The organism is Litorivivens sp. (assembly GCF_057445395.1).
On record NZ_JBVBUV010000020.1, the window covers coordinates 44,536 to 59,318 of the forward strand.

Genomic DNA, 14,783 nt, shown 5'->3' on the forward strand with positions numbered 1-14,783 from the left:
CAGCGTCACCTACGGTTCAAGTTAGCAGTTTCCGGGCAAAGCTATCCATGTAACGTTTTTTATCATCCAGCGTGGCCTCAGGCCCAATGCCGAACAGGAACGGATAATTCACAGTGCCACTTACCCCCATAGCGCTGAGCCTGGCCACGGCCTCTGGGGTGAGCGGTTCAAGCAACGGCGCCACAATCTGAAAAGGCTCCTCACGGCGCGGCGAGGCTTTTCTCATGGCAAGCAGGTTAGGTACAAGCGTTTCAAGGTCTTCCAGTGTATTGCCTGGTCCATACCAACCATCGCAAAGTTCGACCGCCCGACGCAGCGCGGCCGGCGAATGACCACCGCCAACCAATGGCACTGATTGCGACGGGATTGGGCGAATTTTCACGCGATCCAGAGTGAAAAACTCATCGGCATAACTTACTTCTGCCCCACGCCAGAGTTGGCGCATCACCTCGAGCATAGCATCGGTGCGTCGTCCGCGGCGGCTAAAATCGACGCCAAACTGATCAAACTCCTCTTTTAACCAGCCAGACCCCAGGCCCAAGGAAAACCGGTTATCGCTAAGCCTGGACAGCGTCGCGATATTCTTGGCAAGCTCCACGGGATGCCTGAGCGGCACCACGTAGATACCCGTCATGAATTCCAATGTGCGCGTTACAGCCGCAGCGGCAGCAAAGCTGATCAGGGGGTCCGGGAACTCCATATCCGGGGTTTGCGGCGAAACCCCGTCAGCCGAATAGTAGTAGCGCGACCGCGTTTTCGCTGGATAGTAAATGTGCTCTGCCAGAATTAACCCTTTAAACCCGAGCTGCTCTGCATGCATTGCAATGGCGGGAATCTGTTCGGTCTCACACCAGCTGATAACTTGCCAAAAATCCATTTTCACCCCTTCCGTTAAACGTTAAAAGTTGAACGACGAACGCTGACTGTAGCGAGTTGACTTAGTCAAAGAATATCCACCACATGGGGGATCAGCCATTTGGCGTAGGCATAGCGACAAATAGGCTGCACAATACAAAAAATTCTGACATGAGCGTTGAGATGAACGAACTGAAAGCCTCTGATTATCAGGTACCAGAAGACTACCAACACTGGGCAGGCGACCCAGCTGAAGACAATGTCGGCCCCTTCTTCTGTAAATCCATGGCGCCGCGTTCCGAGACCGCCCTGCGGTTGCAGGAGAAACACTGCAATATGTTCGGCATTGTGCACGGCGGCGTATTAATGGCCTTTGCCGACTACACCCTGTGCTTGGCAGGCATCGAAAACACCGAACAGGGCTGCGTTACGGTAACCTGTGACAATCAGTTTATTGCCTCAGCCAAGGCCGGTGAACTGCTAACCGGCCACGGCGAACTCATTCACCGAACCCGAAAATTGGCCTTTGTTCGCGCCACACTCACAGTCGGCGAGCGGGTAGTATTGAGCGCTACCGCCACGTTGAAAATGAAGACACCCTAACTGCCGGCGCTTCGGCTGATAAACACTGCTTGGTCTGAGTGTTTATCAGCCCACCATACTCGAAGTGTTAGACCCGCCCCTGACCCTGCGGCCCTTCTCTTGCTAAACCCAACCACTAAAACTTCCTATCTCATTGTTATATATAAGAATTGTATTTTCTTGCGCTGTAATGAGTTCTTTTAATTTGGCCTCCAATGTCAATTGCACCGGATACTAGGCTGTGTATTATATGATCACTGTCAACTCTGCAACGTTCTGATATATAAATTCATAAAAATTTATCAGAGTTTACAAGATAAGCGCACACCCTTGCGCATTGCCCACAACCAAATAGCAGCCTGAGGTTGATTTCCTATGCCGATCCTTAATCGCATGAGCGTGCCTGCAATCGTTTTCTTTCTTACCGCCTGTGGGGGTGGTGGCAGTAGCTCTGGTGGCGGGGGCGGAGATGCTCCCAACAGCCAGAGTGGGCAATTTATCGACGGCCCCGTTCAGGGGGTCGCCTACAAGCGCAATGGTACGGGTGCTTTCAAAACCCGGGCAGATGGTTCGTTTACCTTTGTTCCCGGTGAGACTCTCAACTTCACGCTGGGCGGTATAACTTTTGGTGACGTTAACACATCTGCCGACACACTCTTTGTCACCCCAGACTCCTTTAGTGAAAACCCAGACGTAGCGATCAATATAACGCGCTTTTTTCTAACCCTGGACAAAGATGGCAACCCCGATAACGGCATCCAGATTTCCCTGCGCGCGCAGGACACCGCAACGCAATTCAGCGGCAACGTCGATTTTGAAAATTTTGATGGCTCTGCACTGGAAACCTTCGTTAAAACCGCCAACGGTGGCGCAGAACGAACCGTTGTTTCTCCAGCAGTGGCCAAAAAACACCTGGAAGAAAGCCGCAAAGACATTGCCGACGGCCAGTTTGACTACGATAAGGGCGTGGACAGTGATGAGGACGGCGTTTCCGACGCCAACGACAATTGCCCCAACAGCACCCCGCCGGTGCAGGCAGACGGCTGTGCAAATGAAACCGAACGCAGCGCCGACACCGATGGTGACGGAATTGAGAACCGATTCGACAACTGCCCTTCAGTCGCAAACCCGGATCAAAAGAACTCGGACAGCGACCCGCGCGGTGACGCTTGCGATAAAGACGACGATAACGATGGCCTGACCGACGACAGCGAAACCGAACAAGGCAGCGATCCGACCAACCCAGACACGGATGCGGATGGCATTCGCGATGGTGATGATAACTGCCCTATAGACAGCAATGCAGATCAAGCTGACTTTGATCGCGATGATTTGGGCGACACCTGCGATAGCGATGACGACAACGATGGCACCAACGATGATGATGATGCCTTCCCAAATGACCCCAATGAAGATACAGATACCGACGGTGACGGCATCGGTAACAATGCCGACGACGATGACGACAATGACGGCGTTCGTGATGAAGACGATGCGTTTCCGCTGAATAAAGACGAAGACACCGATACCGACGGCGATGGCATTGGCAACAATGCCGATGACGATGACGACAATGACGGCGTTCGCGATGAAGACGACGCGTTCCCGTTAGATTCTGAAGAGTCCGTCGATAGCGACGGCGATGGTATTGGCAACAATGCTGATGACGATGATGATAACGATGGCACCAAAGATGACGATGATGCCTTCCCCACAGACCCATCGGAAGATACCGACACCGACGGTGACGGCGTTGGCAACAATAAAGACGATGATGACGACAACGACGGTGTCAGAGACGAGGACGACGCCTTCCCCCTAGATAAAAACGAATCAAAAGACAGCGACGGCGACGGTGTTGGCGACAAAGGTGATCAATGCGCCAATACGCCGGCAAATGAAGCAGCTAATTCAACAGGATGTAGTGTTTCGCAAATCGAGTTCGCTTCGTGTGAACTTGACGCCAATCTAGAAGGCGGAAGAAGTATTGAGGTTGCATTAAAAACCTTTGACGACGAAACCGTAACATTCCAGATTCTTGAACCCAACAGCATCGAGTGCGCCAACACTCATCTAGGTGCCCATCCTCTGATGATGCATGGTCCGGGCTACAGCCTTCCCCGTGCGGTCGACGGCTTCGAAGAGTATCGCCGTGCTGGCTATACCGTCATTTCTTGGGATCCTCGCGGGTTTGGCAAGTCCACCGGCACCGTGCGTGGCATGGATCCAGACTTTGAAGGCCGCTACCTGAATCAGATTCTCGACTGGGCAGAGAAAAACCTGGATTTCCTCGCCTGGCGCGACGAGTCTACTGGAGAGTTCATTAGCCGCCCCCTCAATGCCACGAGCGTTGTCAATGGCGTCAACCTTGTTGTCGGCGCGCAAGGCTCCAGTTATGGCGGCGGCTTCCAGCTCGCACTATTGGCTACTGACAAAAAGAAACGTCTCGACGCCATCGTACCGGATATCACCTGGCACGATTTGCGAAACTCCCTAAATCCGGGCGACGTTGTAAAAAGCGCCTGGGGGCTTGTACTGTCCGGCGCCGGTGAAGCGCAAGGCAATGCTGCCGGCTTGCAGGCACTGCAAGACAACCCCGGTAACTTCATGCCCACCCAGTTCAGTCAGGACCCCTTCACGAAGGAAACCGTCGCTCGGGCACTGTCTACCAACGAGTGGCCGCGCCGCTCTCTGGACTGGTTCCACTATCGCGGACTGGGCTACTGGTGTGCCGCCAATGGCCTACCGGCCATGCCCTACCCGGCTTATTCTCAGGAAGACGACCAGATTCCCATGCTCGACCCGAACGGCAGCTACAACGTACCGAACCGGCGGGAAGATGGTCGTCCGGGTATCGGTTCATTCCTGGTTGAAGCGCCTAACCCGACTCGTTACTTCGAAGGCATGAAAGTTCTTTTGACTCACGGAATGATCGACACACTGTTCGACTTCAACGAAGTCTGGTGGAACCAGCAGTGTCTCACGGCCGCGGGAGCGGATGTCAGTATCCAGACCCACCATGGCCAAGCATTGGGGCATGTGCTGCCGGTTGTGCAATCCCCCGACAAACCGTCCTCTGGTGTAGGCCGTTGTGACTACGATACCTTCGCCTGGTTCGAACACAACCTGCGTGGCGTGCAAAACGAGGGCGCTGAAGCCGGTGTGTGTTTTGCACTTGGCAGCGCCGACGATTCAGTGACACTGCCTTCAGATCAGGTACTGGCACCACAATCCAACCCAGCCTTTGCCCACGTGCGGGATAACTTTACGGAACGCGCGGTTAGCCCCATCACACCGATACCCAACGGCCCTGTAGGCGCTGCCCACGGCAGCGGTAACTTGCCGATCCATGCGCCCTTGGGTACAGCCACGTCAGACCTAATTCTCGCAGGTATTCCTCATATCAGTGTGGTCGTGAGCAGTGTCAGCACGATCAACGAAAACTTCTGCGAAAATGGCCGCAATCCGCAAGGCACCCGCGAAGGCTGCGACAGCATTACCTTTGTCGGCCTGGGCCTGAAGCGCAGCGGCATGCCCAATTATGGCCTCGTTGACGATCAACTCACCCCCCTGCGCGGTCTGGGTACTCATGACGTCGACCTAGTCGGTGTTGCTGAACGTATCAAAGCAGGAGACGAACTCGCCCTGTTGTTCTACGCAGAACACCCCCAGTTTGCTGCATCAGTTTCACGGGACGTCAGCATTCCTGCAGTGAGCGTGGAAGGTGTCGTTGAATTGCCGCTTTATACCACTGACGATAGTGGGCAACCTGAACCCGGCTCTTCTGCCAGTGACGCGCTCGCCAGCTCTGGCGGCAGTGATCCATCTGATCCAAGTGACGAGTTTTTAGTCTGCGCCCCTGAAACTGGCTACTGTGTAAACGAGATACCCGCCATTGGCCCGGCATTACAAGATGCCGTAAATCAGCTTTACTCAGGGTTAATCGGCGCCGGATTACCTGTTAATGACGCTCCGCTCCTCATTGAATCAGCACGTGCATCGGTTCAGGGCTGTGATGTCCTCGATCCAGCACACTGCCTGCTCCCCTTTCCCAGTGACCAGTTTACGGTTGCAGCCAACCCGGGCAGTCCGCAGTCAGCCAGCAATGGTGGTACCGATCGTCGGGTAAACTTCAGCCCGCTGGCCATGCCGCGAAATATTGCCGGCAAACCCATTGACCCGACCGAATGGAACCGCAATGACGGCTTCTCGCCGGGGCAAATGATACTGACCTACGTACCAGACCTGGCCACAGTCAACGACCAAAACGGTAAACCCTTGGGGCCGATTGAGGGCGCGGTGCCCATTACCCGCCTAGCTGACTACCGTCTCGATAATGCACCTGTGGTGGTCATTAACACTGAGACCGGCGAACGCCACCCGGTCTGGGCTGAAATCGATCTTAACGCAGGCATATTTATTCCCGCGCAACCCTCGATACCCTCGCCACCAACGATGGGGTCCAAACGACCCGCATTGATTATTCGTCCGGCACAAAATTTTGAGGAAGGGACTCGCTATATTGTTGCACTGCGCAACCTGAAAGATAACAACGGCGACACCATCGACGCTGGGCCGGCTTTCCGTGTCTGTCGCGATGGCCTGAATTCTCAGCTACCTCAGATTCAAGAGCGCTGTGAGCAACTGAACGACAAGGTCTTCGACTTCCTGCCTCAGGACATTAAACGTGAGGAGCTCTACCTCGCTTGGGATTTTACCGTCGCCAGCCAGCGTAGCCTCGCCGGACGACTGCTTCACCTGCGCGACGATGCGTTTGCTTCGCTGGGTGAAACCATCGACATCCTTCCTGGCGAAGACGGTTACCAAATGGGCAGGGCGCCCACGGTAACCGTGGACCTTACCCATGAAAATCCAAACAGCCGTATCGCTCGCCGCGTGGAAGGCACGATTACCGTTCCCAGCTACGTGCTACCGAGTGATCCTTCCCCACTGGAGGGCGGTGACTTTAATGCCTTGTTTAATCAGCTGCGGGATAACTACCCGGAAGCACTTGCTGCAATTCGCAGTCAGTGTCGCGCCTTCGCACCGCTGAGCGAAATGTGTCTGGCTTTCGACCCCGATGCGCCGGAATTTGGTCGTGCGGTCAGCCTGCCACCTAATCGTTTTTTCTATGACCCGACGGATGCTAACGCTTCGCCGTCGCAATTCGGGGATGGGCTGCCAGATCGCGCAAGCGATCAAGCCACCATGACGCGCAAATACATCTGTAACATCCCGAATTCTGCTCTGCAGTCGCCTGCCAGACCGTCTCTCTACGGGCACGGTCTGCTGGGCAGCCGGGGCGAAGTGAATTCCGGACACGTTGCGGATATGGCCGACGCGCACAATATGATGTTCTGTGCTGTCGACTGGTTCGGTTTCTCCGAAGGCGATCTGCCAAACATCGTGACCATTCTGTTGGACGTATCCAACCTTCCACTGCTGGCCGATGGTTCTCAGCAAGGCATGTTGAATATGATGTTCCTTGCCCGCGCCATGAAACACCCGGAAGGTTTTGCCGCTCTACCTGCATTCCAGAATGCTAATGGCGAGCCTCTGTTTGACACGCGTGAGGTTTACTACGACGGCAACAGCCAGGGTGGCATCATGGGTGGCCCGGTGGTTGCCGTATCGCGTGATGTGAATCGCGGCGTGCTCGGCGTACCGGGTATGAACTACTCAACCCTTCTGCGTCGCAGTGTTGATTTTGATTTGTACTCGATCCCGCTGAACGCCGCCTACCACGACGACCTCGATCGGTCTTTAGTGTTCTCCCTGATGGAGATGATCTGGGAGCGCGCTGAAAACAATGGCTATGCCCACCATATGGCCACCGGCAGTTCAAGTAATACGCCCTACCCGAATACGCCGGACAATGAGCTGCTGCTACAGGTAGGCTTCTCCGACCACCAGGTTACGATGTGGAGCGCCGACGTTATGGCGCGCACGCTGCACGCGGCGGTTGACCGGCAGGATCTCAGCTCGCCCGATCGTCACCCTGATGAGCAGGAATACGCATTGCTGGACGACCTGACCGTTGCCGGCGGTGCGCAGTACATTAATCGGCGTTACAGCGGTTCAGCGCTCGCGATCTATGATGCACCTTGGGACGCCACGCCCGATGGACGCTGCGCTGGCGATATTACGCTGCCCGCACCCATCGGCAATGTTTCACCCCGAAATGCGGGCGACGATCCGCACGAGTGTCCACGTCGCGAACCTTCTGCCAAATGTCAGAAGTCTCACTTCCTGTATACAGTCAGTACAGTGCTGGATGTGAATGGCATAAGCGACGACGGACTGTGTGACGCCTTGCCGGCATTACCCGACAGTGACGGCGACGGGGTTCCGGACCGCGACGATGCTTTCCCCGGTGACCCAACTGAGTCGAGCGACCTTGATGGCAACGGCATTGGGGACAACGCCGACCCGGACGATGACGGCGATAGCTACAATGATGACGTCGACAACTGCCCGACCATCCCTAACGATCAGACCGATACCGATAATGACGGCCAAGGCGACGCCTGTGATCCCCCGGATGACAGCGACAACGACGGCGTTGCCGATGTCAATGATCAGTGCCCCGCCACCCCCGATGGCAGCGATGTGAACGGCGACGGCTGTGCGGCTGAGCAACTCGTCAATGCATCCTGTGACCAGGGCACCAAACTTGAAGGCGGCGATAGCTACCAGGTCGTACTCAGCTCTGACAGCGGTCACCCCATCAGCTTTCAGGTGCTAGAACCCAACGCCATTGATTGTGGCAAAACCGCCAACGGCGCCCACCCGCTTGTGCTCCACGGACACGGCTTTGGCGGCTCGCGCAGCACCGGCGGTTTTAGTGATCTGCGCGACGCAGGTTTTGCCGTTATCAGCATCGACCAGCGCGGCTTTGGTCAAAGCGGCGGCACCGTGCGAGTAATGGATCCGGATTTTGAAGGCAAGGATCTAATACAGATACTGGATTGGGCGGAGCAAAATCTCGACTATCTCGCTTGGCGCGATGAAAGCACCGGCACCTTTATCAACCGTCCAGCCAACCCGCAAAGCGTGGCCAAAGGCGATAATCTCGTGGTCGGCACCATTGGCAGCAGCTATGGCGGCGGCTATCAAATGCTGCTCCACGCGGTCGATGAGAAAGAGCGTATCGATGCGATGGTGCCGGATATTACCTGGCACGATCTGCGCTACAGCCTCAACCCCGGTGATGTACTGAAAACTGCCTGGGATTTGCTACTGGTCGCCGGCGGCGAAGCTGGCAGCTACGGCCCCGGACTCTCTGCGGGCGAATCGCCGCTGGCGCGAGGCCTCGATCCCTATATCAAGGAAACACTCTTGCGCGGTGCAAGCACCAATGAGTTTCCGCGCAGCGCACTGGACTGGTTCCGCTACCACAGCCCCAGTTACTGGTGTGGTCTCAACGACGAGCCTGTACGCCCCTATTCTGCCAACGAAAGCCCGATTAACAACAACCTGCAGGACTTTCAGGAAAGCCCCGGCAGCAACACCCGCAGTGGTCAGCCCACTGTCGATGTGCTGCTGACCCAGGGTTTGCGCGACACTCTGTTTAATTTCAACGACGCCTGGTGGAACTACCAGTGCATGAAGGAACGCGGCGGTGATGTGCGCCTGCTGACCCACCAGTCGGGCCATAACCTTCAGGGCTATGCGCCCGGTCCTGGCCCCCTTGCCTTTCAGGAAGGCTCCGGTACTGGCAACTGCGGTGACATTAATCGCAGCACTGCAACACTCGACTGGCTGAATGAAAAACTGAAAGGCATCGATCCCGGTGCTTCACTCAACGGTACGGAAGGCGCGCTGTGTCTGTCTTTGAGTGACAACGATGCAGTGCTTATACCTGACGACCAACTGCTCGCCACACGCTTTGGTCAAACCGGCATTGGCAACAACGCTTTTGTGATGGATAACCTGGCCCTCAGTAGCATCCCCAATGGTGCGCTGGCCCAGCAACTCTACAACGCGGGGAAGTCCTTTTCGGTTTTGCCGCTGGTGTCAGTCGAGGACGCTAATGGCGCCATCCTCGCCGGTATTCCACTGGCCTCGCTTACAGTCACCAGTCCTCAGGTGGCTAACGATGAAGCCTGTGGTGTTGGCCGCGTACCAACGATTCGTGCGGGTTGCGACAGCATTAGCTATGTAGGCCTTGGCGTAAAACGCGCTGGCACCGATGAGTGGCGACTCATCGACGACCAGATCATGCCAGTGCGCGGCCTGGGTGAGCACCCAGCCGTAGAGATGGTCGGCATTGCCGAACGGCTGAATCAAGGTGACGAGCTGGCTCTGCTGGTGTACGGCTATCACCCACAGTTCCTCGCCTCTTTCTCGCGTGACCCATCCATTCAGGCAGTGAACCTGCAAGGCACGATTGAATTGCCTGTTTACGCCGTGGATGCGCAAGGGCAGCCTGACTTCAGTCAGCCCGCCAGTGCGGCTCTACGCCGCATAACAGATTCCAACAGTACCTGCAGCAACCTTTCCAGTGGCCTCAATCCGCAGTGTCTGGCGACCGGCAACGCAGCCCATGTGGTTCGCTCCCTGTGCGACTACCAATGGCAGTCCGAGTTCTGCCAAGCCTTTGCATTTGCCGATCCCGATTATAACGGCGGCGAGAGTGACGGCCCATTAGTACAACGCGTGGGCGCCGTGCACGAGCACAGCGGCTATTCCGACGGCGATCCGGCCATGCGCCCTGCTGACTACTTTAAAGCCGGACGTATTGGCCACAACACCACCGATGATGGCAACGGTGACAGTGGGGTTATCCTCGACTTTATGTGGTCTTCCGAGCACTCGGATAATGAAAAGCTACCGATTACCACCGCGGCAGTTTGCGCCCAAGCCTTTGCACCACCCAGCGCTGATACCATCGCTACCTTCCTGTCCTGTGCCAACGCTGAAGAAAGCGATCAGTACTTTAAATGGCAAGCGACACTCGAACAGGCAAGCGCCGCAACCGAACGCGATGCCAATGGTGAGTACATTGGATTTACCGCCCTGCGTGGTTTCGAGTGGACCAACGACTTCTACAACCATATGAACGTGTATGGTTCGACCAATATCATCAACGCCAAAAATGACGGCAGCTACGCCAGCATGGATTTCATGTGGGACTGGCTGCGCACTCCGGCGGTAGAAGGCGGTGGTTCCGATGCCTTGGTCGCCTTTAACCATCCCGGTGGCAACCCCTCACTGACTCCGTTTGATAGCGGTCACGATATTTTAAATACTGGCGGCAGCGCCAACTGGAACGACCTGAGCTACGTTCCCGATGTCGATGACAACGTGGTAGCGATGGAAGTTCGCGGTGGCGACGATATCGAGTTTTACGTAAAAGCTCTGACCAAGGGCTGGCATATCGGCCCGGTTGATGCGGAAGATGAGCACCAGCGCGAATGGGCCAACACTTCCGACGGCAAAACCTTGATTTTTACTCGGGGCCGTAAGCCGCAGGATTATTACGTCGCCCTCCAGAACCGTCGAACTGTTGCCGTAAGCAGTCGCGTGGTCGGCGGCACTCCCGGTACACCAGCACAAACACCCTCACTGCTCTACTGGGCCAATGGCCAGTCTATGAATAGCGGGCAACCGCTGGGCTCTATCATCCCGACAATACCCTCTCCCCAAGTTCAGCATTTCCTGAATATTCAGGCAGATAACTTGCCCGTCGGCGCCCAACTGGCTTTGGTTAGCAATACGCGAGGTGGTCAGGACGACCCAATTTCGCTGGGTGCCGCTGACGGCTTGGGTCATTTCACAACTCAGCTAGGCGTTAATCATCCAGCGCGCGGTCAGGACTGGTATTTTGTGGTTGCCTGCCCGGCCACTGAAAACAACTGTGGTGGCAATCGGAATCACCTGCTGGTCTCTGCGCCAATCTGGTTTGGCGAACAGGCGCCACCGACAGCCAACCCCGGATTTGCCGATGCGCTAAATCTCTATGGTGAGGGTCTGCAACAGGTCATTGCCGAACTGAGCAATAACAATCTGGAAGGTGCCATCGCGGCCCTGCAGGGATCGACTGGCGTATTCGTCGGTGATGTTACCCAAATCGCTGCCGTGCAGGCCGGTGCGGCGGCGGGCCTGAATACAGGTCACCCGGCTGAGCCAGACGCTGGCCCCTATAATCCTCCCGGACAATTACTCGCCGGTGTCGCTAAGAAAGCCATCGCCGTACCGGTGGGCACTCCTCTGGGCGGCTATGCTCGACCGCCAGTGTTTGGCGACTTCTTCCCTATTGCGGATGAATTCGAAAATTTCCCCGGCGGCGACCCCTCAGCACCCTTTGAGTTCTTTGTCTCGGAGTTTGCTGATTTCTTACCGGCCCAAGATCACGACGGGCATCCACTTCCAACCGTACCCGATGAAGCCCGCGCCGCCCACTCACCCTATGCGACCTATTCCCCTCCGTCTCGCGGTTACTACGATTCACTGATTACCAAGGCCGTCGCCCTCTACGACGGCAGCGATTGTGTGGTAATGGTGAAAACCGACTTTATCGGCATGCTTGATGAAGTGGTGCAGAAAGTGGCCGAGGTGGCTACCACTGAACTTGGCGACAACCTGCCGCAGGGATGCAATCTGAAAGAAGGGCTGGTGATGTCTGCCACCCATACCCACGACGGCCCCGGCGCAATTGCCAACCACTCTGCCCGCTATTTCTGGCTGGCCATGGACTACTATCAGCCCGCCCTGTTCAACCGTATTGTCAGCCAGCTTGCCCAACCTGTGGTCGATGCTCTGAGCAATATGCAACCCGCCAAAGTGGGGCATGCGACAGGTTCCGACACTCAGGGTCTGAATGGCTTTCGCCGTTCGCGTTCACCCTACTCCGCCGAGCGTATTGCCGAGCAGAATAGCCTACGCAAACGCATTGGTGTGATCCGGGTCGACAGCGCAGATAACGAACCTCTCGCAGTCGTGGTCAATTTTGCGGCCCACGGTATCGCCTTCGACGTAGAGAATCTCTATTTCTCAGGTGATGTGCTGGCCGCGGTTGAGCGCGAAGTTGAACAACAATTCGATACGCCAGTTGTCGCCATGTTGATCCAAAGCGCAGGGGGGGATGTTAGCCCACGCAATGTCGCCAAACCCAAATTGCAGGGCATTGAACGCTACGGCAAGTTGATGGCGCCGCAGGTCCTCTCAATCTACGACAGCATCAGCGAACTGGCATTGACGCCAGATATTCGCGCCGTGTCGCAGCGCATCATTCTCTCGCGCGAAGCACTCGGCTATGAGAGCGATGAGTACCCCTATGAATGGGGTGCCGCCCAGTGCAATAGCGATGCGGGCGTACCTTTTGTCGGCCCCAGCAGTGGCGAACAGATACCCTACTGCCTGCCTGCACCGCCGCCCGACACCATTGACCTTGCCGACAATGGCGTGGCTGAAAATGGCGCTTTCGTGCCCCAGGACACCCGCGTCACAGCCTTTAAAATTGGTGACGCCTACTTTCTGGCCCAGCCTGGCGAACCGCTGGTGGAGCAGGGATTGCGTCTGCAAGACGATCTGATGGCACTGGGGGTACCAGCTGAAAATGTCTTTATCTGGGGTTACTCACAGGATCACATTGGCTACATCCTGCCGGACTCCGAGGAATCCTGGAAACTCGGTGACACCGAAGGCACCACCACCTTCTGGGGCTGGAAACAAGGCGGTCGCATTCAGCGCGCAAGCATTGAACTCGCCACGGCCCTACTGTTTGATCAGGTGCCCCCCAAAGATGAGTTTGCCGCCAACTTTGCGCTGTATAGCGACTACTACAATAAAGTGCCCGATGCCCAGCCGACACCCAACATAGCTAACCCTCTAGCGACGTTGCAGCCAAACGATATCCAGCGCTTTGGCACGACCTACTTCACCTGGGAAGGTAACGATCCACTGGCTGAACTGCCAACGGTTACTCTCGAAGTGGAAACGTCACCCAATAACTGGGCGCCAGTACGACGGCGCAACAGCGAAATCATCGACACTCAATACGAAACCCATCTCGACTACCGCTTGAGTCTGGGCAGTCATTTGTGGACCGTGACTTTTGAAGCCCCGCTCGACTGGCCCGCCGGCAACTACCGGTTCCGTATTGTAGGCACACACATCGACACCGGCGATGAAAACTACACACTGGAATCCGAAGCGTTTACGATAAGCAATGCCGACAATCTAATCGTCAGCGAACCTGTTGAAGACAACGGTATATATAGCGTAACGCTGTCCTATCCGGCTCAACCAGACAATTACCGACTGATAGACCCCGCCGTTGATCCCCGCCAGGAAGCGCCGGTGCGCCAAGGCTTCGTGGTATTCAGCAACGGTGTCGACGCAGTTATGGCCGACTCTCCGGTTATCGACAACAACGTAGCTACTTATTCCGCCAGCATCACCGATCTGGGTAATGGTATTACTGCCGACGCAGTCGATGTGTATGGCAATACCTCAACACTTGCTGGAAGCGGTTCTGACATCGATCGCGGTAGCGGCATACTAGGCGTGCTGGCAGATTTCTTCGCCAGCCTCTCCGGCGTCATTCAAAGCTTCCTTTCCGGTGATTTTGAAGGCGCTGGCGATGCACTGAATCAAGCTCTGGCCCAGTTTTCCAGCGGAATAAGCAACTGGTTTACGGGCGAGGAGGACAGTCTCGCTGCCATACTAGCCGCCGCCAGTACCGGCGACGCCACCCGCTTCCAATCAGAGGTGGGTAATGCGCTTGGCTTGCATACCGACCCCGCCAGCGCAGGCCAACAAGCTTTGTCGGCCGCCCGCGATGCGGAACCGGTGGTATTGACCGGTGCCCAGTTGCCAGGCTGGTCAGTACCCGCCGCGCAGGGCGTAGCCGAACCCTACCCCAGTGGAGTGGGCGCCGATGGCGAATTCATTACCGAACCGGCAGAGCTGAACAAACGTGACGCCCATAATGGCATATTGCTTTACCCCGCCCCGGGCACCGAAGACTTTGTTCCCACCGGGGTGCCAGTAAATGAAATTGCCGCTTACCGCTACGACGCCGACCATCCCTCCGCCAATAGCTTTGGCTATGTCGAGATCCCGGTGCAAGTAGATGAACGCATGCCCTACTTCCTGGCCAACGCCGAATCGGACTTTTCCTTTTATTCGGGGACAGACCCCGAGCTCAGCTACGTGTGGGATCGCGAGACCTGGAACGCTGGAGGCGATGGCTGTGATGCACAATACCCTCCCGCTAATCCCGATACGATTGACGGTTTTGACGAGGTTGACGTAATTGTCTTTATGGCATCTGACGATGGAGAAATAAGACCGTCTCCCTGATTTCCGGCTGAATGTAAAGCTTTACAGATGATTTCGAT

General features: G+C 56.1%; 3 protein-coding genes. 2 read left to right on the top strand and 1 reads right to left on the bottom strand.

Annotated features, from left to right (window positions below):
• Positions 1-16: 16 nt before the first annotated feature.
• Positions 17-877 (bottom strand): LLM class F420-dependent oxidoreductase, encoded by an 861-nt coding sequence (locus tag AC222A_RS08210; RefSeq protein ID WP_372750373.1) that lies wholly within the window; start codon positions 875-877, stop codon positions 17-19.
• Positions 878-1,038: 161 nt separating this feature from the next.
• Between AC222A_RS08210 and AC222A_RS08215 the strand changes: the two genes are divergently transcribed.
• Positions 1,039-1,458: a PaaI family thioesterase gene (locus AC222A_RS08215; protein WP_372750374.1), complete on the top strand. Its 420-nt coding sequence runs from the start codon at positions 1,039-1,041 to the stop codon at positions 1,456-1,458.
• A gap of 354 nt (positions 1,459-1,812) precedes the next feature.
• Positions 1,813-14,745 (top strand): neutral/alkaline non-lysosomal ceramidase N-terminal domain-containing protein, encoded by a 12,933-nt coding sequence (locus AC222A_RS08220; RefSeq protein WP_486774844.1) that lies wholly within the window; start codon positions 1,813-1,815, stop codon positions 14,743-14,745.
• The last annotated feature ends 38 nt before the right edge of the window (positions 14,746-14,783 follow it).